Origin of the sequence: Methylomonas fluvii, from assembly GCF_014850975.1 — a bacterium.
In the GTDB taxonomy this organism is placed as follows: domain Bacteria; phylum Pseudomonadota; class Gammaproteobacteria; order Methylococcales; family Methylomonadaceae; genus Methylomonas; species Methylomonas fluvii.
Genome location: NZ_JACXST010000002.1, coordinates 1,507,686 through 1,530,647 on the forward strand (window position 1 = coordinate 1,507,686; position 22,962 = coordinate 1,530,647).

38 protein-coding genes are annotated in these 22,962 nt (G+C 45.2%); 4 read left to right on the forward strand and 34 right to left on the reverse strand.

Annotated elements, in window-relative coordinates; all coding sequences use genetic code 11:
* The first annotated feature begins 272 nt into the window (after positions 1–272).
* Positions 273–1,196, forward strand: a complete 924-nt coding sequence (locus tag EBB_RS16360; RefSeq protein WP_192394802.1) for a matrixin family metalloprotease — start codon at positions 273–275, stop codon at positions 1,194–1,196.
* A 71-nt stretch (positions 1,197–1,267) separates the two neighbouring features.
* On the opposite strand, the gene EBB_RS16365 is transcribed toward EBB_RS16360, so the two are convergent.
* On the reverse strand, positions 1,268–1,930 hold the full coding sequence (locus tag EBB_RS16365; protein ID WP_192394803.1) for a protein-L-isoaspartate(D-aspartate) O-methyltransferase: 663 nt from the start codon (positions 1,928–1,930) through the stop codon (positions 1,268–1,270).
* On the reverse strand, positions 1,927–2,682 hold the full coding sequence (gene surE, locus EBB_RS16370) for a 5'/3'-nucleotidase SurE (RefSeq protein WP_192394804.1): 756 nt from the start codon (positions 2,680–2,682) through the stop codon (positions 1,927–1,929). The genes EBB_RS16365 and surE overlap by 4 nt, the downstream gene beginning before the upstream one ends.
* A 64-nt stretch (positions 2,683–2,746) precedes the next feature.
* On the opposite strand from surE, the gene EBB_RS16375 reads away from it, so the two are divergent.
* The 3 genes from EBB_RS16375 to EBB_RS16385 all read left to right on the forward strand — a co-directional run bounded on the left by EBB_RS16375 (position 2,747) and on the right by EBB_RS16385 (position 5,246).
* A complete protein-coding gene (locus EBB_RS16375) occupies positions 2,747–3,316 on the forward strand; it encodes a Smr/MutS family protein (protein ID WP_192394805.1) in 570 nt (189 codons plus the stop codon).
* Positions 3,317–3,569: 253 nt separating this feature from the next.
* Complete coding sequence (locus EBB_RS16380; RefSeq protein WP_192394806.1) at positions 3,570–4,610, forward strand: type I glyceraldehyde-3-phosphate dehydrogenase; 1,041 nt, start codon at positions 3,570–3,572, stop codon at positions 4,608–4,610.
* Positions 4,611–4,661: 51 nt separating this feature from the next.
* Entirely contained in the window at positions 4,662–5,246 is a 585-nt protein-coding gene (locus tag EBB_RS16385) for a DNA-deoxyinosine glycosylase (RefSeq protein WP_192394807.1), read from the forward strand.
* A 98-nt stretch (positions 5,247–5,344) separates the two neighbouring features.
* On the opposite strand, the gene rplQ is transcribed toward EBB_RS16385, so the two are convergent.
* The 32 genes from rplQ to rpsL form a co-directional block, all read right to left on the reverse strand.
* Positions 5,345–5,725 (reverse strand): 50S ribosomal protein L17, encoded by a 381-nt coding sequence (rplQ, locus tag EBB_RS16390; RefSeq protein ID WP_192394808.1) that lies wholly within the window; start codon positions 5,723–5,725, stop codon positions 5,345–5,347.
* Positions 5,726–5,743: 18 nt separating this feature from the next.
* Positions 5,744–6,754, reverse strand: coding sequence for a DNA-directed RNA polymerase subunit alpha (locus tag EBB_RS16395; RefSeq protein WP_192394809.1), 1,011 nt, complete (start codon positions 6,752–6,754; stop codon positions 5,744–5,746).
* 24 nt (positions 6,755–6,778) lie between these two features.
* The gene (gene rpsD, locus EBB_RS16400; RefSeq protein ID WP_192394810.1) at positions 6,779–7,399 is read right to left on the reverse strand and encodes a 30S ribosomal protein S4; all 621 of its coding nucleotides are present in this window, start codon (positions 7,397–7,399) and stop codon (positions 6,779–6,781) included.
* Positions 7,400–7,417: 18 nt separating this feature from the next.
* A complete protein-coding gene (gene rpsK / locus EBB_RS16405; RefSeq protein ID WP_020484822.1) occupies positions 7,418–7,804 on the reverse strand; it encodes a 30S ribosomal protein S11 in 387 nt (128 codons plus the stop codon).
* Between the two features lie 23 nt (positions 7,805–7,827).
* On the reverse strand, positions 7,828–8,184 hold the full coding sequence (gene rpsM, locus EBB_RS16410; protein ID WP_020484821.1) for a 30S ribosomal protein S13: 357 nt from the start codon (positions 8,182–8,184) through the stop codon (positions 7,828–7,830).
* 76 nt (positions 8,185–8,260) lie between these two features.
* Positions 8,261–8,374 carry a 50S ribosomal protein L36 gene (rpmJ, locus tag EBB_RS16415; RefSeq protein ID WP_081607976.1) on the reverse strand — a complete coding sequence of 38 codons (114 nt, stop codon included), beginning with the start codon at positions 8,372–8,374 and terminating at the stop codon, positions 8,261–8,263.
* An 18-nt stretch (positions 8,375–8,392) separates the two neighbouring features.
* Entirely contained in the window at positions 8,393–9,718 is a 1,326-nt protein-coding gene (gene secY, locus EBB_RS16420) for a preprotein translocase subunit SecY (protein ID WP_026602113.1), read from the reverse strand.
* Complete coding sequence (gene rplO, locus EBB_RS16425; protein ID WP_192394811.1) at positions 9,719–10,153, reverse strand: 50S ribosomal protein L15; 435 nt, start codon at positions 10,151–10,153, stop codon at positions 9,719–9,721. It lies immediately after the preceding gene.
* The gene (rpmD, locus tag EBB_RS16430) at positions 10,153–10,338 is read right to left on the reverse strand and encodes a 50S ribosomal protein L30 (RefSeq protein ID WP_020484818.1); all 186 of its coding nucleotides are present in this window, start codon (positions 10,336–10,338) and stop codon (positions 10,153–10,155) included. Before rpmD ends, rplO begins: the two co-directional genes overlap by 1 nt.
* Before the next feature lie 6 nt (positions 10,339–10,344).
* Positions 10,345–10,851: a 30S ribosomal protein S5 gene (gene rpsE, locus EBB_RS16435; protein WP_020484817.1), complete on the reverse strand. Its 507-nt coding sequence runs from the start codon at positions 10,849–10,851 to the stop codon at positions 10,345–10,347.
* 9 nt (positions 10,852–10,860) lie between these two features.
* Positions 10,861–11,214, reverse strand: coding sequence for a 50S ribosomal protein L18 (gene rplR, locus EBB_RS16440; protein ID WP_192394812.1), 354 nt, complete (start codon positions 11,212–11,214; stop codon positions 10,861–10,863).
* A gap of 8 nt (positions 11,215–11,222) precedes the next feature.
* Positions 11,223–11,756 (reverse strand): 50S ribosomal protein L6, encoded by a 534-nt coding sequence (gene rplF, locus EBB_RS16445; protein ID WP_192394813.1) that lies wholly within the window; start codon positions 11,754–11,756, stop codon positions 11,223–11,225.
* Positions 11,757–11,771: 15 nt separating this feature from the next.
* Positions 11,772–12,167, reverse strand: a complete 396-nt coding sequence (gene rpsH, locus EBB_RS16450) for a 30S ribosomal protein S8 (protein ID WP_192394814.1) — start codon at positions 12,165–12,167, stop codon at positions 11,772–11,774.
* A 28-nt stretch (positions 12,168–12,195) separates the two neighbouring features.
* Positions 12,196–12,501: a 30S ribosomal protein S14 gene (gene rpsN, locus EBB_RS16455; RefSeq protein WP_192394815.1), complete on the reverse strand. Its 306-nt coding sequence runs from the start codon at positions 12,499–12,501 to the stop codon at positions 12,196–12,198.
* Positions 12,502–12,512: 11 nt separating this feature from the next.
* Complete coding sequence (gene rplE, locus EBB_RS16460) at positions 12,513–13,052, reverse strand: 50S ribosomal protein L5 (RefSeq protein ID WP_192394816.1); 540 nt, start codon at positions 13,050–13,052, stop codon at positions 12,513–12,515.
* 12 nt (positions 13,053–13,064) lie between these two features.
* Positions 13,065–13,382, reverse strand: coding sequence for a 50S ribosomal protein L24 (gene rplX, locus EBB_RS16465; protein ID WP_192394817.1), 318 nt, complete (start codon positions 13,380–13,382; stop codon positions 13,065–13,067).
* A gap of 10 nt (positions 13,383–13,392) precedes the next feature.
* Positions 13,393–13,761, reverse strand: a complete 369-nt coding sequence (rplN, locus tag EBB_RS16470) for a 50S ribosomal protein L14 (protein WP_013820378.1) — start codon at positions 13,759–13,761, stop codon at positions 13,393–13,395.
* A gap of 27 nt (positions 13,762–13,788) precedes the next feature.
* Positions 13,789–14,052, reverse strand: coding sequence for a 30S ribosomal protein S17 (gene rpsQ, locus EBB_RS16475; RefSeq protein ID WP_192394818.1), 264 nt, complete (start codon positions 14,050–14,052; stop codon positions 13,789–13,791).
* Between the two features lie 2 nt (positions 14,053–14,054).
* Positions 14,055–14,246, reverse strand: a complete 192-nt coding sequence (rpmC, locus tag EBB_RS16480; protein WP_192394819.1) for a 50S ribosomal protein L29 — start codon at positions 14,244–14,246, stop codon at positions 14,055–14,057.
* The gene (gene rplP, locus EBB_RS16485) at positions 14,246–14,659 is read right to left on the reverse strand and encodes a 50S ribosomal protein L16 (protein ID WP_026602118.1); all 414 of its coding nucleotides are present in this window, start codon (positions 14,657–14,659) and stop codon (positions 14,246–14,248) included. The genes rpmC and rplP overlap by 1 nt, the downstream gene beginning before the upstream one ends.
* A 19-nt stretch (positions 14,660–14,678) precedes the next feature.
* Positions 14,679–15,350 carry a 30S ribosomal protein S3 gene (rpsC, locus tag EBB_RS16490; protein ID WP_033157219.1) on the reverse strand — a complete coding sequence of 224 codons (672 nt, stop codon included), beginning with the start codon at positions 15,348–15,350 and terminating at the stop codon, positions 14,679–14,681.
* A gap of 9 nt (positions 15,351–15,359) precedes the next feature.
* A complete protein-coding gene (gene rplV, locus EBB_RS16495; protein ID WP_020484806.1) occupies positions 15,360–15,692 on the reverse strand; it encodes a 50S ribosomal protein L22 in 333 nt (110 codons plus the stop codon).
* A 9-nt stretch (positions 15,693–15,701) separates the two neighbouring features.
* Complete coding sequence (rpsS, locus tag EBB_RS16500) at positions 15,702–15,974, reverse strand: 30S ribosomal protein S19 (RefSeq protein ID WP_081607975.1); 273 nt, start codon at positions 15,972–15,974, stop codon at positions 15,702–15,704.
* A 12-nt stretch (positions 15,975–15,986) separates the two neighbouring features.
* Positions 15,987–16,814: a 50S ribosomal protein L2 gene (gene rplB / locus EBB_RS16505; protein WP_036277056.1), complete on the reverse strand. Its 828-nt coding sequence runs from the start codon at positions 16,812–16,814 to the stop codon at positions 15,987–15,989.
* Between the two features lie 33 nt (positions 16,815–16,847).
* Complete coding sequence (gene rplW / locus EBB_RS16510; RefSeq protein WP_192395055.1) at positions 16,848–17,141, reverse strand: 50S ribosomal protein L23; 294 nt, start codon at positions 17,139–17,141, stop codon at positions 16,848–16,850.
* 2 nt (positions 17,142–17,143) lie between these two features.
* Positions 17,144–17,764: a 50S ribosomal protein L4 gene (rplD, locus tag EBB_RS16515; RefSeq protein WP_192394820.1), complete on the reverse strand. Its 621-nt coding sequence runs from the start codon at positions 17,762–17,764 to the stop codon at positions 17,144–17,146.
* A gap of 3 nt (positions 17,765–17,767) precedes the next feature.
* Complete coding sequence (gene rplC, locus EBB_RS16520; RefSeq protein WP_192394821.1) at positions 17,768–18,418, reverse strand: 50S ribosomal protein L3; 651 nt, start codon at positions 18,416–18,418, stop codon at positions 17,768–17,770.
* 30 nt (positions 18,419–18,448) lie between these two features.
* Positions 18,449–18,760 (reverse strand): 30S ribosomal protein S10, encoded by a 312-nt coding sequence (gene rpsJ, locus EBB_RS16525; protein ID WP_020484801.1) that lies wholly within the window; start codon positions 18,758–18,760, stop codon positions 18,449–18,451.
* Positions 18,761–18,765: 5 nt separating this feature from the next.
* Positions 18,766–19,956 (reverse strand): elongation factor Tu, encoded by a 1,191-nt coding sequence (tuf, locus tag EBB_RS16530; RefSeq protein WP_192394822.1) that lies wholly within the window; start codon positions 19,954–19,956, stop codon positions 18,766–18,768.
* A 26-nt stretch (positions 19,957–19,982) separates the two neighbouring features.
* A complete protein-coding gene (gene fusA / locus EBB_RS16535; protein ID WP_192394823.1) occupies positions 19,983–22,076 on the reverse strand; it encodes an elongation factor G in 2,094 nt (697 codons plus the stop codon).
* Positions 22,077–22,099: 23 nt separating this feature from the next.
* Positions 22,100–22,570, reverse strand: a complete 471-nt coding sequence (gene rpsG / locus EBB_RS16540; RefSeq protein ID WP_020484799.1) for a 30S ribosomal protein S7 — start codon at positions 22,568–22,570, stop codon at positions 22,100–22,102.
* Between the two features lie 13 nt (positions 22,571–22,583).
* Entirely contained in the window at positions 22,584–22,958 is a 375-nt protein-coding gene (gene rpsL, locus EBB_RS16545; protein ID WP_013820393.1) for a 30S ribosomal protein S12, read from the reverse strand.
* Positions 22,959–22,962: the final 4 nt, after the last annotated feature.

Below are 22,962 nucleotides of genomic sequence, written 5' to 3' on the forward strand. Positions count from 1 at the left end.
TGATCGAACACTCTCGTTTTTCTGATACCACTATCCAAGCCGTGGTTGCCAAGTGAAATGAATTTCCACAAAGAACAATCTTTCAACGCGTTTCGAATAAAATGCTTGCGCGCCTAATGTTTGCGATGTTACTTTCCGCCTACGGCAAACATCAGTGCATTGCCTTACTGAATGCGCCCACCGAGAACAAAATCTAGCGCTGTAAAGTAGTCGAGTCGGAATCAAGACCAGGCACCGCAGCAATTATTAACCAACTTGAGCGAGTTAAATTCATGCTTATTAAACCATCCGCATTAGCTGGCGTCGTGTTGCTGGCCGCCAGCCAATCAACAGAGGCAGTCGTCATCAACTTTGACTACACCTACGATGGCGGCTTTTTCTCCGGCAACAACGCAAATAGACGAGACATCCTGGATGCAGCAGGCGGTTTTTTTGGAGGCATCTTAACTGACAGCTTGACAGCGATTACATCCGGCGGCAGCAATAATTTCAGCGCGGTATTTCAACGTCCTGATACCGGCGCCAGCACCACCCTGAGCAATTTTAGCGTGGCAGCCGACACACTCACAGTGTTTGTTGGCGGACAAACCATGGGATCTGGCAACCTGGGTTACGGCGGCTATGGCGGTTACAACGTCAGTGGCACCCAAGATTTTTTGACCAATGCAGCACAACGTGGCCAATCAAATACGACCGGCCCGTCAGCAACTGATTTTGCACCATGGGGCGGCCAATTGACCTTCAGCAGTTCGGCAAACTGGTATTTCGACACCGATCTTTCTACCACCGAGACATTTAGCGGCAATGATTTTTATTCGGTGGCACTACATGAGTTAGGTCACTTATTAGGTCTAGGCAGCTCGGATTCTTGGGATAATCAAGCAACAGGCCCTGGCTTTACCGGTGCCAATGCAGTGGCGGCTTATGGCGGGACTGTACCACTGGCGGGTGATAAGGTTCATTGGTTAGACGGCACCAAAAGCACGGTAGACGGGATTGAGCAAGAAGCTGCCATGGACCCTACTTTACGCATCGGCACGCGCAAGGTGTTTACGCAACTCGATCTAGCCGCGTTGAAAGATGTGGGCTGGCAAGTTTCGGTAACCGCTGTGCCGGTTCCTTCCGCTGTTTGGTTATTCGGCTCTGCGTTATTGGGTTTTATTGCCAGTAAACGTAAGCAGCATTTGAATTTCTAGCAAAATCATCACTGTCGCGCCGGACACGCCAATTGGCTATAACAAAACCGGCGCGATAAAACGATTAAAACTTATTGACTGACACCTGATAAAAACGGCACAAAACTGACCCGCTCAATTACTTCATCCTCAAAGCCATGCTCGGTGCGGGTTACCCGATGCAATTCCTGCATCCCTTCCAACCCGACTGGAATCACCATCACCCCCCCCACAGCCATTTGCTCAAGAAGGGCTTCTGGAATTTCCGCCGGTGCGGCGGCAGCTAATATCCCATCATATGGCGCATGCTCCGGCCAACCCCAACCGCCATCGCTATGCTTAAAACCCACGGTCTTGATACCCAACTCCCAAAGCGTATCTCGGGCTTTTTTCATCAACGGCGCAATTCTTTCCACCGAATAAACTTGTTCTACCAACTTCGACAATATTGCGGTTTGGTACCCGCAACCCGTACCGATTTCCAGTACCTTTTGCAGCGGACCTTTTTCCAATAGCAATTCCGTCATTTTGGCGACAATATACGGCTGCGATATAGTTTGATTGTGGCCGATAGGCAAGGCGGTGTCTTCATAAGCGCGACTCTCCAAAGCTTCGTCGACAAAAATATGCCTCGGCGTGTCAGACATTACCGCCAGGACTTTACTGTTATAGATACCTTGCTCGCGCAACCGCGAAATCATCCGCTCTCTGGTCCGCCGAGAAGTCATGCCTATACCCTGGATGCGTCTACTCATACGAGCGCCTCCATTGCCAGCCACTTGCTTAATCCGTCCAATCGGTCATAACGCGTTAAATCCAGCTGTAACGGCGTTACGGACACGTACCCGTTTCTTATCGCATCAAAATCGGTACCGGGCCCGGCGTCTTGTTCACTACCGGGTGGTCCCACCCAGTAAATAACTTGGCCCCGCGGATCATGGGAACGTATTACTGCTTCCGCTTTGTGCCGCTGTCCGAGTCGGGTAGATTGATAACCTTTTAATTCAGCAATCGGCAAATCAGGCACGTTGACGTTTAACAAAGTGTCTTCCGGCAAGGGATGAGCGAGGATTTTTTGCATTAATGTCACAGCCACATGTGCCGCCGTATCGAAATGTTTAGGATCGCTGGATGCCAAAGATATAGCCACCGCAGGCAGCCCAAGAAAACGCCCTTCGGTAGCTGCCGCCACGGTGCCAGAGTAAAGCACATCATCGCCGAGATTGGCCCCATGATTGATACCGGCGAATACCATATCAGGTTCGTTCGCTAACAATCCTGTAATGGCCAGATGAACGCAATCCGTCGGCGTACCATCCACCCTAACAAAACCGTTTTCACATTGAGTGGCTCGCAAAGGCATATCCAGGGTTAAAGAATTACTTGCGGCACTCCGGTTTTTATCGGGCGCCACTACTGATACGTTCGCGTATTGACGTAGAGCCTCAGCCAGTGTGTTGATGCCTTGCGCTAAATAACCGTCGTCGTTGCTGATTAGTATGTGCATACTGCCGTGAAACGCTTTAAAATTCCCGCATAGTAGCAAAAAAACCGCAAAACCAGCAGCTTACGTGACAAAAAAAACCACTTCCGCAGACGATGTCCTCTTGTTTCGAAACTCGATAGGTAAAGTCCAGACCATAGACACCAATACCGTTATTCTTAAGCCTGATAAGAAACCACGGCCGATACCCTCATTTAAGCCGCTCGAGCAAGTTAATCCGTTACAAAAAGATGTTGAGGGTAGCTTGGAGACCGTGTTCCAAGAAGACAAGATCGCATTCCTAGTGCCAGGCATGCAAAAAAGCGTCATCAAAAAGCTTCGCAAGGGATATTACGGCCTGGATGCCGATATCGATCTACATGGCTTAAGCAGCCGCGATGCGCAACAGCAATTATTGCGATTTTTACACTATTGCGTTGAAGACGGTTATCGCTGCGTACAAATCATTCACGGCAAGGGCTACAACTCTACGGACAATCAACCAGTTTTAAAAAATGATATAAACCTTTGGCTACGCCAACATAAAGATGTCCTGGCGTTTTGCTCTGCCCCCCCGAAGGCTGGCGGTACGGGTGCCTTGTTCGTGTTGTTACGCTTATCAGAAAAATTTGTTACATCCGAAGAGGAACCTCAATGAGAGCAATCCCCTCTCTTTAGACCCCCAAATCTCCAGCGCCTACCCAAACAGACGTGGCGTCCTCCGTTATATTCTGCCTTGCCTTGACTTGGACGGCTTGTTGCTCTAGTTTTTCAAGCATAGTTATTCCCTATCGTGACACATAAAAACAAAATCAACGCCATGACCATAAATCAACACCAGCGACCGCCCCAATCCACAGGGGCAATTGGCGTTTCAACGCAAAGGATTATCAAAGCGGAGATTTTCAACAATGAGCCTTAAAATTGGGATCGTCGGTTTAGGCAGAATTGGTCGCGGGGTACTAAGGGGAAATTTCGCGCAAGAAAAAGGCGGCAGATTCGATATACGCGTAGTCTGTGACGTAATGGCTATCGATCACGTTGCTTACCTATTAGCAAACGACAGCACCTATGGCCGCCCTCCGTTTAATGTAGATTGCGATGGCGACGATTTAATCATAGACGACAAAAGAGTTCGCTATCAGAAGGTAGATCGGCGCCGTAGCTCGCCGGATGACGACAGCTTCGGTGTATTGCGCCAATTTGATCTCGATGTATTATTTGACGCCACGGGCACCGCCACGATCCATGATTTCCGCTCATTGATTACACAGGAAGTCGCTAAAAAAATCCTTTGCACTTGGAATGTTAGCGGTTGCGATATTAGTGTGGTGTTCGGAGTAAATCATTCGGCATACGATCCATTACGCCATGACGTCATCTCGGCCAGTACTTGCACGGGTAATGCACTGGTTCCTATCTGTCATGTACTGGATAAACACATTGGCATCAATTACGCCCGAGCCATCACTATCCATCCGCAACTTTCAGATCAACGTGTATTGGATGGTTATCACGCGTCATCCCAACTTGGCCGCGGGTGTGCGTCTTCCATTATCCCAACCAGCACGAACGTAGGTAAATCCACTACATTGGTATTACCGAGACTCGAAGGCAAACTGGAAGCCATGTCCTACAGAGTGCCAACAGCGATTGTCTCAGTCATTGATTTAACAGCCACTCTTTCACGGAAAACGTCACTAGAAGAATGCGTAGAACTGTTTGAGGATTACGCCAACAAACAATTAGCAGGAATTATTCATTGTGACTATGGTGCGTGGGGCCATCAAAAGGCTAGCATCGATTATATGGAAACCCAATATTCTTCCATATTATTGATGCATCATCTCACTGTCAGCCAAGGCCACCAAATCGGCCTATCTTTGATGCATGACAATGAGCACGCATATTGCTGCCGAGTATTAGACGTATTGGGCATTTTACAAAACTAGTGTTAGCGAGTTTGCAAAACACCCAATGAATCCCGATCAAATTCAGGCTGAATGAACCGAATAACCAGCTTCTCAGCGGAGTCTTCACCGGATGCGACCGTTTTGATTCTTGGCAGCATTCCTGGAAAAGCATCACTGGAAGCTAATCAATATTACGCCCATCCACGTAATCATTTTTGGCCAATCATAACCGAGCTTCTGAAACTTGAACCAAGTAGCTCATACTCAGCGAGAATAGAAGCAATAAAATTAGCGCGCATCGCACTATGGGATGTCGTCAAGTCATGCCATCGACACAATAGCAGTCTCGATACGAAAATAGACAAAAACAGTATTGTTACGAATGATTTTCCAGGCTTTTTCCTAACCCACCCAAATATTACGCATTTATTTTTTAACGGATTAACTGCGGAAAAAACCTTTCAAAAGCATGTTCAACCTTATATATTCACAACAGAGCTTATTTACCACCGGTTACCTTCTACAAGCCCCGCACATGCAACAATGCCATTCCAACAAAAACTGGAAAGTTGGCGCATATTAACAAGGGTAATGTCAGAAACCTCGCACAGCGAAACAGGTGAGATTTCAAAAACAAAAACAAACCCAATAACCAGAACAAGAAATATACCCTAGGAATTTAAAGTAAAAATGAATGGCACAAAAAAAACGGCAGAGAAGCTATCTAGCCACTCTGCCGCCTAAGAACTCAAGATTTAAATACCTACTGGCACCTATTCTTCAGTTTGTATGGGCTCCGGCCTATCTACTAACTCAACGTAAGCCATAGGCGCGTCATCACCAGATCGAAATCCGCACTTAATAATCCTTAAATACCCACCGTTTCTGGATTGGTATCTTGGACCAAGCTCGTTAAATAATTTCGTTACAACATCTCTATCACGCAACTTAGAGAACGCCTGGCGACGTTTCGCAACAGAATCGACTTTAGATAATGTAATCAAAGGCTCAGCGATCACGCGTAACTCTTTTGCTTTTGGTAACGTAGTCTTGATTAACTCGTGTCTAAACAAAGAGCAAGCCATGTTGCTAAATAGCGCTTTTCTGTGGCTACTATTTTTATTTAACTGTCTTCCAGATTTACGGTGTCTCATTTTTCAAATGCCTTATATTCAAATTCCAGCTTGCGATTGATCAGCCAGATTTTCAGGTGGCCAGTTTTCCAACCGCATACCCAATGACAGACCTTTAATTGCAAGAATATCTTTAATTTCCGTTAACGACTTCTTACCTAAATTCGGTGTTCTCAGCAACTCTACTTCAGTCCGCTGAATCAGATCACCGATATAGAAAATGTTTTCTGCCTTTAGGCAGTTGGCAGAACGAACCGTCAACTCCAAATCATCTACAGGACGCAACAACACCGGGTCGAAGGACTCCTCTTCAATTGCCACCTCTTCATGTATTTGTTCGTTAACTTTTTCAAAATCAACGAACACGGATAACTGGTCATGAAGAATCGAAGCGGCCAACTTGATTGCCTGTTCAGGATCAACTGTACCATTTGTCTCCAGTTCGATAACGAGCCTATCCAGATTAGTGCGCTGCTCGACACGGGTGCTTTCTACGTGGTAAGCGACCTTTATGATCGGGCTGAACGCCGCATCGACCATTAACACGCCTACAGGCGCATCATCATTCATTTCCTTCCTCAGACTAGCAGGAACGTAGCCCCTACCACGCTCCACCTTAATCTTGATATTGAGCGAACAATCCTGATTATTGATGTTTGCAATTACCAGATCGGGATTTACTAACTCTACATTGTGAGGTAGATCAATATCCCGAGCACTTACTACACCAACACCTGATTTGGACAGGGTGAGGGTTACTTCATCCTTTGAATGGACAACGACAGCTAATTTTTTAAGGTTAAGAATGATGTCAATAACATCCTCTTGAACACCTTCTATCGTAGTGAATTCATGCAACACACCCTCGATAGAGATTTCTGTAACTGCGCAACCTGGAATTGACGACAGCATGACCCGCCTTAAAGCATTGCCTAAAGAATGCCCAAAGCCGCGTTCCAGAGGCTCGATAACGATTCTCGAGTGGTTGGCCGATTCGTTAATCACCTCGACAAGTCTAGGCTTCAGTAGGCCAACAATAGAACTCTGCATAATTTAAATCCTGGACTTATTTTATTACTTAGAATAAAGCTCAACAACCAGCTGCTCGTTGATGTCAGAGCCTAAATCCACGCGATCAGGCACAGACTTGAATGTTCCACTCATCTCTTTCGAATTCACTTCAACCCAAACTGGAAAACCGTACTGTTCGGTAACAACCAGCGAGTCTTTAATACGTTGTTGGCTCTTAGCTTTTTCTCTAACCTTAATTACGTCGCCGGCAGCAACTTGGTATGAGGGTATATTAATTAACCTATCATTGACCAAAATGGCTTTGTGAGATACCAACTGCCTAGCTTCCGCACGAGTAGCAGCATAGCCCATCCGATAAACGACGTTATCCAAGCGAGACTCTAAAAAATCGAGCAAATTCTGACCAGTAGCGCCTTTTTGTAGGTCAGCGGCTTTGTAATAGTTCCGGAATTGTTTTTCCAACACCCCGTATATGCGACGCAAGCGCTGTTTGGCGCGGAGCTGCATAGCATAATCAGAATTCCTTGTACGCTTAGCACCATGTTGACCAGGTCTTTGTTCTAATTTACATTTGCTTTCCAGAGATTTGCCTCTGCTTTTCAAAAATAAATCAGTACCTTCCCTACGACTCAGCTTGCAAGCAGGACCAAGATATCTTGCCATTAAATTTACTCCACTATCCTAAACACGACGTTTTTTGGGTGGACGACAACCATTATGAGGTATGGGAGTAACGTCCACGATATTTGAAATTTTGAACCCCATACTGTTCAAAGAGCGAACAGCAGATTCCCTGCCAGGGCCTGGCCCCTTTATCATAACATCCAGATTTTTCATGCCGTATTCCTGAGCTACCGCTCCAGCTTTCTCAGCGGCTACTTGAGCTGCGAAAGGCGTGCTTTTGCGTGAGCCACGAAAACCGGATCCACCAGATGTAGCCCAAGATAACGCGTTACCTTTTCTGTCTGTAATAGTAACGATTGTATTGTTAAAGGAAGCGTGGACGTGAACAATACCGTCCGCTACTTCTTTCTTAATACGCTTTTTAACTCGATTCTGGGTTGCCATCAAAAATGCCTATCTAGATGTATTTATTTAGTAACTGACTTGCGCGGCCCTTTGCGAGTCCGAGCATTTGTTCTGGTTCTTTGTCCTCTCAATGGCAAGCCACGGCGATGCCTGATACCACGATAACAACCTAGATCCATTAATCTTTTTATATTCATCGAAACTTCTCTGCGAAGATCACCTTCAACAGTCATCGCAGAAATAACCTTACGTATAGATTCAACTTGATCCTCAGAAAGGTCTCGAATCTTGACGGTTGGCTGAACCCCAACTTCATCGCAGATATTTCTAGCAGTTTGCCTGCCAATTCCATAGATAGCAGTCAACGCTATCTCCGCATGCTTATGGTCAGCCACGTTTATACCGGCAATACGAGCCATTCAAATACTCCAAAAACAGTACTATAAGGTTAAACAGGGGATTATATCACCCTGCAAAATAAATCACAAAAACAAGTTAGCCTTGACGCTGTTTGTGCCTGCCATCTTTGCAGATAACTCGCACAACACCGTTTCTTTTAATTACTTTACAACTTTTGCATATGGCTTTTATTGAAGCTCGTACTTTCACGGCAAACTCCTGGAAATTTTAAGATTTTTTCAAATTGGCTTTTTTCATCAAGCCTTCGTATTGCTGTGACATCAAATGCGTCTGCATTTGTGAAATAAAGTCCATCACAACAACTACAATAATGAGCAAAGAGGTGCCGCCAAAAGAAAACGGCACATTCCAATAGACGATCAGAAACTCAGGCAACAAACATATCAATGTGATGTAAACCGCGCCTATCAAAGTGAGCCGCGTCATAACCTTATCGATGTAACTGGTAGTGTGAGCACCCGGCCTAATCCCGGGCAAATAGGCGCCTGATTTCTTGAGGTTTTCTGCGGTTTCTTTTGAATTAAATACCAGAGCAGTATAAAAGAAACAAAAGAACACGATAGCCAACGCATAACATAAAACATACACAGGCTGACCGGGAGAAAGCACCGACGAAATATCCTGGAGCCAAGAAAAGCCGTCAACATTCCCGAACCACCCCGCAATTGTCGCAGGAAACAATATAATACTCGATGCAAAAATAGGTGGAATGACGCCTGCCATATTTAACTTAAGCGGCAAAAACGAACTCTGCCCCGAATAGACCTTATTACCTTGCTGCCTTTTTGGATAATTAATGGTTATCCGCCTTTGCCCTCTTTCAACAAAAACGACAATACCCGTTACAACTATCGACAAGGCAAACAACACAACAATAAACGCACCATTCATTTCACCAGTACGAGCAAGCTCGAGTGTTCCACCGATTGCGGAAGGCAAACCCGACACGATACCTGCGAAGATAATCAGTGATATACCGTTACCAATACCCCTCTCTGTAACCTGCTCGCCGAGCCACATTAAGAAAATTGTGCCAGTGACCAAAGTTATGGTGGTTATAAGCACAAAACTCACGCCAGGCTGGATAACAACAGCTAGGCCACCAGCTGTTTGGTTTTGCAAGGCTACTGAAATACCGATAGATTGGAACATCGCCAACACAACGGTGCCGTAACGAGTGTACTGAGAAATCTTTCTACGCCCGGATTCACCTTCTTTTTTCAGCTGCTCCATAGCAGGAATGACGATAGTCATAAGCTGCATAATGATAGAAGCCGAAATATAGGGCATTATGCCCAGCGCAAAAAGACTCAAACGCATCAACGCCCCACCCGAAAACATGTTAAACATGTTTAAGATCGAGCCAGACTGCTGTTCAAACATTATCGATAACGCCTTTGGATCTATCCCTGGAACAGGAATATGCGCACCAATTCTGTATACGACAAAAGCGCCTAAAACAAACAACAATCTTGACTTGAGCTCACCAAACCGAAATGTGCCTGCAGAAACATCAACTCCTTTAGCACTCACTTAAGCCTCGACTTTGCCACCAGCAGCTTCAATAGTTAATTTTGCACCAGCCGTTACACCAAGCCCTTTTAAAACCAAAGACCGAGTAACAGATCCAGTATTCACTACCTTAACTTTTTTGGAAAATACCGGGATGATGTTTTCGCTAATCAATAATTGAATATCTACAACGTCAGACTGAAGCGCATCAATTTCAGCCAAACGAACCTCTGCGGTAAATTTTTTAGTTCTGGAAGTAAAACCGACTTTGGGAAGCCTGCGTTGCAAAGGCATCTGACCACCCTCAAAACCGACCTTATGGAAACCTCCAGATCTGGCCTTTTGACCCTTATGGCCTCTGCCGCAGGTTTTACCATCAGTAGATCCTATACCCCGCCCGACGCGCTTCGCCTTTTTTCTGGCGCCGCATGCAGATTGTATTGTGTTCAGATACATTAAACTTCCTCAACCTTTAGCATATATGCGATTTTATTGATCATCCCGCGGTTCTCAGGCGTATCGATAACTTCCACGACCTGCCGGATTCTGCTTAGACCCAGTCCTTTTAAACACTGCTGATGACTCTTTAAGCGACCATTTTTACTTTTAGTCATCATTACGCTTAATTTTTTGCCACTCATATCGTTTTACCCTGTTATTTGATCAACAGATAAACCGCGTTTTGCTGCGATTTTCTTAGCATCATGCATTGCGGTCAAACCGTTAATTGTGGCACGCACAACATTGATAGGGTTACTCGTGCCGATGCATTTAGCCAGCACATTATGAACACCGACAACCTCGAATACGGCACGCATAGCACCGCCGGCGATGATACCAGTACCTTCTGAAGCCGGCTGCATGTAAACCTTGGCCGCACCGGTATTGGACATAATTGAGTATTGCAACGTGCCTTCTTTCAATGCCACTTTGCGCATATTCTTTCTTGCTTGCTCAAGCGATTTCTGAATCGCTACCGGCACTTCCCTCGCTTTAGACACGCCGTAACCGACACGTCCGTCGCCATCACCAACGACTGTAAGCGCAGCGAAACCAAAAACCCGACCGCCTTTAACTACCTTTGCTACACGTCTTACCGAAACTAATTTTTCCTGTAATCCGTCTGTACTACCTTGAGATGGTGCTGTTGCCATGCTATTCCCCTAAAACTTCAAGCCAGCTTCACGTGCGGCGTCGGCTAATGCCTTTACGCGGCCATGATATTTAAAACCAGAGCGATCAAACGCGACCTCAGTTACACCAGCCGCAATCGCTCTTTCAGCAACAATACGCCCCACCTCGGTAGCGGCCTTAATATTACTGGTATTACCGAGCCCCGCCTTTACGTCAGCTTGCAATGTAGACGCCGCCGCGAGAGTAGCAGTGCCATCAGCACTAAGAACCTGTGCATAAATATGCTGGGAAGTTCTATGTATGGTAAGTCTATTTACATTTAACTTTTTGATTTTGCAGCGTAGTCTTAACGCTCTTTTTAATCTTGAAGACTTCTTATCCATCACTTCACCTATTTCTTTTTGGCTTCTTTTCTAGCCACGTATTCATCAGCTATTCTCACACCCTTCCCTTTGTAAGGCTCGGGCGGACGAAAAGCCCTGATCTCAGATGCGACCTGGCCGACTTTCTGCTTATCATTGCTCTTCACATGCAACTCTGTTTGCGTTGGCGCTTCAACGGTTACACCGTCGGGAATTAAATATTCGACAGGATTTGAATACCCCAAGGACAGGGTTAAAAGATTATCTTTAACCTGCGCTCTATAGCCAACCCCAACCAACAACATCTTTTTGACGAAGCCCTCAGAGACTCCTTTCACCATATTGTTAATTGACGCTCTGGCAGTACCAGCATGGGCCTTAGCACCTTTTACACTATCGTCCCATTTGACTCTGATTACGTTAGATTCGATTTCAAGATCAACAGCATCACAAAGATCAAACGCAAGTTGACCCAGTTTACCGTTAACTATCATTTGCTTGCCGTCAACTTTTACATCTACGCCTGATGGCAAAGTTATAGGCGCATTAGCTACTCTAGACATGATATACCTCTTAAATTAGCAGACAGTGCAAATGACTTCGCCGCCGTGCCCTATAGCACGCGCAGCGCGATCAGTCATCACACCATTAGAGGTTGAAACTATAGCTATGCCTAAACCACCTAGCACTTTGGGCAACTCGTCTTTAGACTTGTATATTCTAAGACCTGGACGGCTAACTCGCTTAACGCTCTCAATTACAGGAACCCCGTTGTAATACTTCAACTCAACGGTCATTTCTGTATGGCAACCGGTAACCTCAGTTTTAAAATCGGCAATATATCCCTCTTCTTTCAAAACCTTTGCTATAGCCAGCTTTAACTTAGATGAAGGGATTTTTACACTTTTTTTGCCAGCAGATTGACCATTTCTAATTCTGGTTAGCATATCCGCTATTGGATCTGTCATACTCATTTTTCAATTCTCCAAAACTTAAACAGAACTACCAGCTAGCCTTTGATAAACCGGGCACATCACCACGCATGGTGGCTTCCCTTAATTTATTTCTGCTAAGACCAAATTTTCTGTAGTATCCATGCGGACGCCCGGTCAGATTGCATCTGTTGCGCAACCTAGACTGACTGGAGTCTCTGGGTAGTTTTTGAAGTTGAATTTGAGCGATCTCTTTGTCTTCAAATGACGCATTTGGAGATCTAATTATTTCCTTTAATTCGTTTCTTTTTGCCTGATATTTTTTTATCAGGCCCTCACGCTTTACTTCGCGCGCAATCATTGATTTTTTTGCCATGTCGATACGCCCTAGCTTTTAAATGGAAAATTGAATAATTTCAACAGTGCCAAACCTTCTTCATCTGTTTTGGCAGTTGTTGTGATACAAATATCCATACCACGGAGCGCATCGATCTTGTCGTAATCTATTTCAGGGAAAATAATTTGCTCTTTAATTCCCATTGAATAGTTACCACGACCGTCGAAGCTCTTAGAACTCATGCCTCTAAAATCGCGTATTCTAGGTATAGAGATTGTAATTAATCTATCCAGAAATTCATACATTTTATCTGCGCGCAATGTAACTTTGCAACCAATAGGCATGTCGTCGCGAATCTTAAATCCGGCGATTGACTTTCTAGCCAAGGTAATCACTGCTTTTTGCCCTGATATTTTTTCCATATCAGAAACAGCAGATTGCAGAACTTTTTTATCTGCAATAGCCCCACCAACACCCATATTCAGTGTTATTTTTGTGAGCTTCGGCACTTGCATTATTGTTTTGTAGCCAAACTGCTGCTGCATTGCAGGAACAATTTCGGATTTATATTTACTTTGTAGTCTAGCCATAGCGTTATTACCTTAGAGACCAACGTTTTCGTTAGTAGATTTAAAATATCTGACTTTTTTTCCATCATCTAGAATTCTAAAACCCACTCTGTCGCCTTTTTTCGTTTTTGGATTAAATAAAGCAACATTCGAAATGTCAATTGGCATGTTTTTATCAACAATACCACCAGAAACACCCAGATTCGGATTACCTCTTTGGTGCTTCTTTACTAAGTTAATACCTTCGACTAATAGCTTATGGTCTTCAAGTACTTTACTAACCTTCCCTAGCTTGCCTTTATCTTTTCCCACTATTACGATGACTTCATCGCCTTGTTTAATCTTTTGCATCTTTGGACCTCTACAATACTTCTGGCGCTAGAGAGATAATCTTCATGAATTTATCGCCTCTTAATTCACGAGTAACCGGCCCAAAGATACGAGTACCAATTGGTTGTAGTTGGTTATTTAAAATTACCGCGGCATTGCCGTCAAAGCGTATAACAGAACCATCAGCTCGACGAACACCTTTACGAGTCCTCACGACCAAAGCATTATATACGTCGCCTTTTTTCACCCTAGTACGCGGCATAGCGTCTTTTACGCTTACCTTGATGATGTCACCGATGCCAGCGTAGCGGCGGTGCGAACCTCCAAGGACCTTGATACACATGACCTTTTTTGCGCCACTGTTATCGGCGACGTCAAGGCTAGTTTGCATCTGAATCATTTTTAAAATCCCAACTAAAATTATTGATTATCTATTGGCAGCTTCTAAGACTTCCAACAGTTTGAACGCCTTATTCTTGGAAATAGGACGACACGAGGCAATAGAGACCACGTCCCCCTCTTGGCATATATTGTTTTCGTCGTGAACGAGAAGCTTGGTAGATCGCTTTATATACTTTCCGTATACAGGGTGCTTTACCAGGCGCTCAACCAAAACAGAAGCAGTCTTATCCATTTTATTGCTAACTACCCGACCAGTTACCCTACGTACAGTATCTAGATTTTCGCTCATATCTATACTCTTACCATTTCACTTAGAATAGTATTAATGCGAGCAATATCTCGCCTCACCTGCTTAACTTGACTAGGCTTGCTAAGCTGCCCAGTTCCCTTTTGCATTCTCAAATTGAATTGCTCGCGAGACAACTCCAAAAGACTGGAATTCAACTCTTCTTTTGTTTTGCTTCTTAAATCTTTCGCTTTCATTACATTATTGTCCGTGCAGAGAATGTAGTTTTCACAGGCAGCTTAGCAGCGGCCAATTCAAAGGCTTCTCTTGCTAATTCCTCAGAAACACCCTCAATTTCAAACAGCATTGTGCCGGGTTTGATCTGAGCAACCCAGTATTCTACACTACCTTTACCTTTACCCATACGAACTTCTAATGGTTTTTTAGTAATAGGCTTATCCGGAAAAATTCTGATCCAGATTTTCCCACCACGCTTTACGTGACGACTAATAGCCCTTCTGGCTGCCTCAATTTGGCGGGCAGTCATTCTACCACGGCTAATTGACTTTAAACCATACTCGCCGAAGCTTACTGACGAACCGCGCAACGCAGTACCGTTATTTCTACCGGTATGTTGTTTGCGAAATTTTGTTCTTTTTGGCTGAAGCATCTCTTATATACTCCTTCAACTATTTTTTTGAGTCGGCGTTTAATGACGCTGCATGAGCATCCATATCAAACACCTCACCCTTAAATATCCAAACCTTTATACCGATAATTCCGTAAGTGGTTTTGGCTTCAGCAGTTCCGTAATCAATATCCGCTCTCAAAGTATGAAGCGGCACACGGCCCTCGCGATACCATTCCGTTCTAGCGATCTCAGCTCCGTTCAATCTACCTGCTACGGTGATCTTTATACCCTCAGCACCTAAACGCATGGTATTGGTAACAGCCCGCTTCATTGCACGGCGGTACATGATCCTTTTTTCAAGCTGCTGAGCTATGCTTTCGGCCACCAAATACGCGTCGAGTTCTGGCTTACGAATCTCTTCGACATTTAATTGGACGGGAACCCCCATCATCGCAGATATACTCTGCCTCAACACATCTATATCTTCACCTTTTTTACCTATCACAATCCCAGGACGGGCAGTGTGCACAGTAATATTGGCATTATTAGCAGGACGATTTATTTGTACCCTGCTGACAGATGCGTGAGCTAACTTTTGTTTGATGTATTCTCTAACCTTCAGATCCTGCAAGAGAAACACAGGGTAATTCTGGCTATTTGCATACCATCTCGAAGTCCAATCTTTTACTATCCCGAGACGAATCCCAGTGGGATGTACCTTTTGTCCCATTTGCTACCTCTATTTCTCTGCTACTTTAATTGTTATATGACAAGTTCTTTTTAGGATGTGATTCGCACGCCCTTTTGCCCTTGCGCTAACTCTCTTTAACGTTCTGCCTTCGTTAACGAATACGGTCGAAACCCTTAATTCATCAACATCAGCACTTTCGTTATGTTCCGCGTTAGCTATTGCCGACTCTAGAACTTTTTTGATTATCGCAGCAGCTTTCTTAGAGCTGAAACTCAGCAAATTCAATGCTTTTTCAACAGGTAACCCGCGTATTTGATCCCCTACAAGCCGTGCTTTTTGCGCAGAAAGAGGAGCGTTACTTAATTTAGCCGAAACTTCCACATTCACTCCTTATCTTGATTTCTTGTCTGCTATATGGCCTTTGTAAGTCCTTGTAGGCGAGAACTCACCCAGCTTATGCCCGACCATATTTTCTGAAATCAGCACTGGCACATGCTGCTTGCCATTATGCACGGCAATAGTCAATCCCAGCATATCAGGGCTGATCATTGACCTTCTAGACCAGGTTTTAATCGGTTTCCTATTATTCGCCCTCACTGCTTCTTCTACTTTCTTAAGCAAGTGATGATCTATAAATGGACCTTTTTTAATTGAACGTGGCACGTCAAATACCTCTTATTTTTGCTTACGGCGTCTGACAATCATGTTGTCAGTACGTTTGTTTTTTCGAGTTTTATAGCCTTTTGTCGGCGTTCCCCAAGGAGACACTGGGTGTCTACCACCCGAGGTTCTGCCCTCACCACCACCATGAGGGTGATCTACAGGGTTCATCGCTACGCCCCTAACAGTAGGCCTAACCCCGCGCCACCTTTTGGCACCAGCCTTACCTAACGATATAAGATTGTGCTCAGAGTTGGAGACTTCGCCAACTACACCTTTGCAATCTGACGGCACCTTTCTCATCTCGCCAGACCTGAGGCGAATGGTTACGTACGCACCATCTTTAGCAACCAATTGAACCGAGGTTCCCGCGCTTCTAGCAATCTGGGCGCCTTTTCCGGGCTTCAGCTCGATACAATGAATTGTGGTACCCAAAGGCATGTTTCGCAGAGGCATACAATTCCCAGGCTTAACCGGGGTTGTTTCTGCGCTCAGTATCTCCTGACCAATTTCGATTCCTTTGGGGGCGATTATGTATTTTCGCTCACCATCTTTAAATAGAATCAACGCTATATTCGCCGTCCGATTCGGATCATATTCAATGCGCTCCACCAACGCGGGAATATCAGTCTTATCGCGCTTAAAGTCCACTATCCGATAGAATTTTTTGTGCCCACCGCCAATATGGCGAGTTGTTATTCTACCCAGGTTGTTACGACCGCCGGTATTGCTCTTTTTGTCTAGTAGTTGTGCAAATGGCTTACCCTTATGCAAATCATTATTTTGTACACGCACTACAAACCGAGAACCCGGAGATGTCGGTTTTGATTTTAGAATAGCCATGCTCTTCTACCGCTCCTTATTTGCCTTAAAGTATTATGCTGTCGCTAATTCAATGTTATGACCAGGGCTAAGCTTAACATAAGCTTTTTTCCAGTCAGATCGCTTACCCAATGTACGTCCGAATCGCTTTATTTTTCCTTTAACATTCAGAACACGAACGGCAGCTACTTCAACACCAAACATCAATTCAACTGCATTTTTAATCTGCAATTTTGTCGCAGACTTTTTTACTTTGAATACAAACTGATTGCTTTGGTCAGCAGCGTTGGAACTTTTCTCGGACACAATTGGCGCATACAAAACACTTGCTAATTTAATTTGCTCAATACTCATGCCAAACGCTCCTCAATCTGTTTCAGCGCTGTTGCTGTAGCAATTACTTTATCAGCGGAAACCAAAGAAACTGGATCGACGCTACTTGGAGTCACTACCGCTATATAAGGAATATTTCTCGCCGCCAGAATTAAATTCTCATTTAAATCGTCCGCAACCACTAACAACCTTTTCGCATCGATACCCTTTATCTTACTCAAAAAGTCCTTTGTTTTTGGCGTTGCCGGCGTTATGTCGTTACATACTGCCAATCTACCCTGTCTCAACAACTCAGAAAAAATAGATCTAATACCAACTTTATACATTTTTTTGTTCAGCTTCTGATCAAAAGATCTTGGTTGAGCTGCGAATGTGACACCACCCGTGCGCCATACCGGGCTTCTGGTTGTTCCGGCACGCGCTCGACCAGTACCTTTTTGGCGGAACGGCTTAGCCCCACCACCACTTACCGCAGCACGATTCTTTTGGCCTTTAGTACCTGCTCTTGCTGCTGAAAGATATTTGGTTACCAGCTGATGCACCAGCGTTTCGTTAAAATCCTGTCCGAATACCAACTCGGAGACATCGAGTGCCTGTGCAGAATCTTGATTATTGATTGCAGGTATTTGCAAAGTCATAAATTAACCTTTATTTAACATTTTTACTGCTGGCGTGATAACTACATCACCACCCTTGGCACCAGGCACAGCGCCTCTGACTAAAATCAGATTCCGCTCAGCATCTACAGCATGGATAGTCAAATTCTGTACTGTAGTTTTGACCGCCCCCATGTGCCCGCACATTTTCTTACCTTTGAATACGCGGCCCGGAGTTTGGTTCATACCGCTGGAACCAGGAACCCGATGAGAGCGAGAGTTACCGTGCGTTGCATCTTGCGTTCTGAAATTATGGCGTTTTACTGTACCGGCAAAACCTTTACCAATGCTAGTACCGGACACATCGACGACCTGCCCAGCTTCAAACACACTAACTTTTAACTCTGATCCTGCAGAAAACTCAGCTGCCTCGCTATCGCTTAGCCTAAACTCCCACAAACCACGCCCAGCGGTCACATTGGCAGATGCGTAATGCCCAGCCATTGCTTTGTTGACTTTTGAAGACTTCACATCACCCGCCGCTACCTGAATAGCGCGATAACCATCAGTTTCAACGCTCTTTACCTGTATGACCCTGTTTGAGTCAATATGAAGTACGGTAACAGGTACCGAAGAGCCATCTTCGCAAAATATTCTGGTCATACCACATTTACGACCAATAAGACCTATTGACATCTGCCAATCCCTCTAAATTATTACTTGCTGCTATTTAAGCTTAATTTGAACATCGACCCCAGCCGCCAGATCCAACTTCATCAAGGCGTCAACAGTCTTATCGGTTGGCTCAACGATATCAAGCAACCTTTTGTAAGTTCTCAGTTCATATTGATCACGAGCATCTTTATTAACATGCGGCGAAATCAACACAGTAAAACGTTCTTTTCTAGTAGGCAAAGGAATAGGCCCCTTTACTTGGGCACCGGTTCTCTTCGCTGTTTCTACTATCTCACCCGCTGACTGATCAATCAATTTATGATCAAACGCTTTTAATTGGATTCTGATAGTTTGATTGGCCATCTTGATTACTCGACAATAGAAGCAACAACACCCGCACCCACGGTGCGACCACCTTCGCGAATTGCAAAACGTAAGCCGTCTTCCATCGCAATCGGTGAGATAAGTTTTACGGTAACGGCGATGTTATCGCCAGGCATCACCATTTCCACACCTTCTGGCAAATCAACCGCACCCGTTACGTCGGTCGTTCTGAAGTAGAACTGTGGGCGGTAGCCGTTGAAGAACGGGGTATGACGACCACCCTCTTCTTTGGACAACACGTAAATCTCCGCTTTAAAGTGAGCGTGCGGCTTGATGGAGTTAACATGCGCCAACACTTGACCACGTTCAACATCTTCTCTTTTGGTACCACGCAGCAGGACACCGACGTTATCTCCCGCTTGACCTTGATCCAGCAGTTTGCGGAACATTTCCACACCTGTGCAGGTAGTTTGAACGGTATCTTTGATGCCGACGATTTCAACTGCTTCGCCTACTTTGATGATGCCCCGCTCAACACGACCGGTTACTACGGTGCCACGACCTGAAATTGAGAACACGTCTTCGATAGGCATCAAGAATTTGCCGTCGATCGCACGCTCTGGCTCAGGAATGTAACTATCCAACGCCTCAACCAAGCGAACAACGGATTGTACACCAATTTCGCTTTGCTCGCCTTCTAAAGCTTTCAACGCAGAACCGACGATAATCGGAGTATCATCACCAGGAAATTCATATTGGTTCAGCAGCTCGCGAATTTCCATTTCAACCAGCTCAATCAACTCAGCGTCATCAACCATATCGGCTTTGTTCAAAAACACGACGATATAAGGCACGCCGACTTGGCGTGACAACAGAATGTGCTCACGTGTTTGCGGCATAGGGCCATCCGCAGCCGAGCAAACCAGAATCGCGCCATCCATTTGGGCAGCACCGGTAATCATGTTTTTAACGTAGTCAGCGTGACCCGGGCAGTCAACGTGGGCATAATGGCGATTGGCCGACTCATACTCTACATGCGAGGTAGAAATGGTGATACCGCGAGCACGCTCTTCCGGGGCATTGTCGATTTGATCAAAAGCCTTCACTTCGCCGCCCTGCAGCTCTGCCATGACTTTTGTTAATGCCGCTGTCAATGTGGTTTTACCATGGTCAACGTGACCAATAGTGCCTACGTTTACGTGCGGTTTCTTTCTTTCAAATTTTTCTTTAGCCATGATTCAATACCTGATATGTAAAAAATTTAAGATACTTTTCTAATAATCGCTTCCGCAATATTTGCAGGTGCTTCGTTATATCTTTCAAACTGCATACTGTACGTTGCTCTGCCCTGAGTCGCCGACCTAAGATCTGTGGCATAACCGAACATTTCAGCAAGAGGGACTTCGCACTCTATTACCTTCCCGGCAGGAACATCTTCCATTCCATGAATGACGCCTCTTCGCCGATTAATGTCACCCACTACCTCACCCATATAATCTTCGGGGGTTACCACCTCGACTTTCATAATAGGTTCAAGCAACGCAGGATTTGCAGTCTTAGCCCCATCCCTGAAGCACATAGATCCTGCTATCTTGAAAGCCATTTCATTCGAATCGACATCATGATATGAACCATCGAATAAACTAACCTTTACATCCACAACTGGAAATCCCGCTAAAACGCCGTTTTCCATTTGCTCTTGCACACCTTTATCGATGGCTGGAATATATTCCTTTGGAATAGCACCACCAACCACTTCACTCACAAACTCATAACCAGTGCCCGACTCTTTTGGCTCTAATCTGAGCCATACATGTCCGTATTGACCCTTGCCGCCAGATTGCCTGATAAATTTCCCTTCGCATTCCACGGCACGCTTGATTGTTTCCCTGTAAGCAACCTGGGGCGCACCCACATTTACAGCAACATTAAACTCTCTTTTCATCCGGTCCACGATAATTTCAAGATGCAATTCGCCCATTCCTGAAATTATTGTCTGACCGGACTCTGGGTCACTACCCACTCTAAAGGAGGGATCCTCCTGGGCAAGTTTAGCTAGCGCCGCCCCCATTTTATCTTGATCAGCCTTTGTCCTAGGCTCAACAGCCACAGCAATTACTGGCTCAGGGAATTCCATTTTTTCAAGCAGAATTGGCCTTTCAATATCACAAAGCGTATCACCCGTGGTAACGTCTTTCAGCCCAATCAGAGCAGCTATCTCACCAGCCCTCACCTCATTGATTTCGACGCGACTATTGGCATGCAGCTGAACAATGCGTCCAATTCTTTCTTTCTTACCCTTACCGGCATTTAAAACCGCATCTCCGGACTTTACCAAACCGGAGTACACCCTAAAAAATGTCAAGGTTCCGACAAATGGATCAGTGGCTATTTTAAACGCTAACGCGGAGAAGGCCTCATCATCAGAAGCACCTCGAGTCGAAACAATGCCAGTATCCGACAAACCTTCTACCGACTTTATATCGAGAGGGGATGGCAAAAAATCAATCACACCATCAAGAACACACTGCACACCTTTGTTCTTAAAGGCCGAACCGCAATAAGCCGGGACCAACTTATTCTGCAGAACCCGCGCCCTTATACCCTGCTTTATTTCTTGGTTTGTCAAAACACCTTTTTCAAGATATTTATCCATTAATTCTTCGGATGCATCCGCAGCTGCTTCTATCATTCGCTCGCGCCACTCTGCAGCGGACTTTTCCATTTCTGCGGGAATTTCCGTTTCCGCAAAACTCACACCCATATTGGCGTCTTCCCAGTAGATTGCCTTCATTTTCAGCAAATCCACAACACCTTTAAAGCTTTCTTCCGCCCCAATTGGCAACTGCATAGGAATTACATCACTACCAAGTCGTGATTTAATTTGCTCAACGACACGCAAAAAGTTTGCGCCAGAACGATCCATCTTGTTGACAAAAGCCAATCTTGGCACATGGTATTTGTTTGCCTGACGCCAGACCGTTTCCGACTGAGGCTCTACCCCACCCACAGCACAAAAAACAGCACACGCACCATCCAAGACACGCAACGACCGCTCTACTTCTATAGTGAAATCGACATGCCCAGGCGTATCTATAATATTGATTCGATGCTCTGGGTATTGCTTTTCCATTCCTAACCAAAAGCAAGTCGTCGCAGCAGAAGTGATTGTTATCCCTCTCTCCTGCTCTTGCTCCATCCAATCCATGGTAGCAGCACCGTCATGAACCTCGCCCATCTTGTGCGAAACCCCGGTGTAAAACAATATCCGTTCGGTTGTAGTTGTTTTCCCAGCATCTATGTGAGCCATGATGCCTATATTACGATAACGCTCTATAGGCGTCTTACGAGCCACAACAACAATCCTGCTTAACTTTACTACCAGCGATAATGAGCAAAGGCTTTATTTGCTTCAGCCATTCTATGCGTATCTTCGCGTTTCTTTGCAGCCGCACCCCGACCTTCAGACGCGTCTAACAACTCGCCAGCCAACTTAGCAGCCATAGTTCTTTCATTACGCTTACGCGCCGCATCAATTAGCCAACGCATCGATAGAGCCAATCTTCTAGCAGGACGCACCTCGACAGGCACTTGATAAGTAGCACCACCAACCCGGCGAGACTTAACCTCAACTCGTGGCTGTACGTTTTCCAATGCTTTTGCAACCAAATCTAAAGATTCTTTATGACCTTTACCTTCGATAACATCCAATGCGCCGTAAACAATTTTCTCAGCGACAGATTTTTTGCCATCCTCCATGATCATGTTCATGAATTTTGACAGCATATCGCTACCAAAACGCGGATCCGGATTAATGACTCTTTTTGCAGCAACTCTTCTTCTTGACATCTGTTATCAACCTTTATTTCTTAGGTCTTTTCGCGCCATATTTGGAGCGACCACATTTTCTATCCTTAACACCAGAAGTATCGAGACTTCCCCGAACCACGTGATAGCGAACACCCGGCAAATCCTTCACACGCCCACCCCGAATCAGCACCACAGAGTGCTCCTGAAGGTTGTGCCCCTCACCACCGATATAGCTACTTACTTCCGCTCCGTTGGTCAGCCTTACCCTTGCAACCTTACGCAAAGCCGAGTTCGGCTTTTTCGGCGTCGTGGTGTAGACCCTGGTACAAACCCCACGCCTTTGCGGACAAGCCTCCAACGCCGGAACATTAGTTTTTTCTATCTTTTTAGCACGAGGCTTACGGACCAATTGATTGATCGTGGCCATTCTT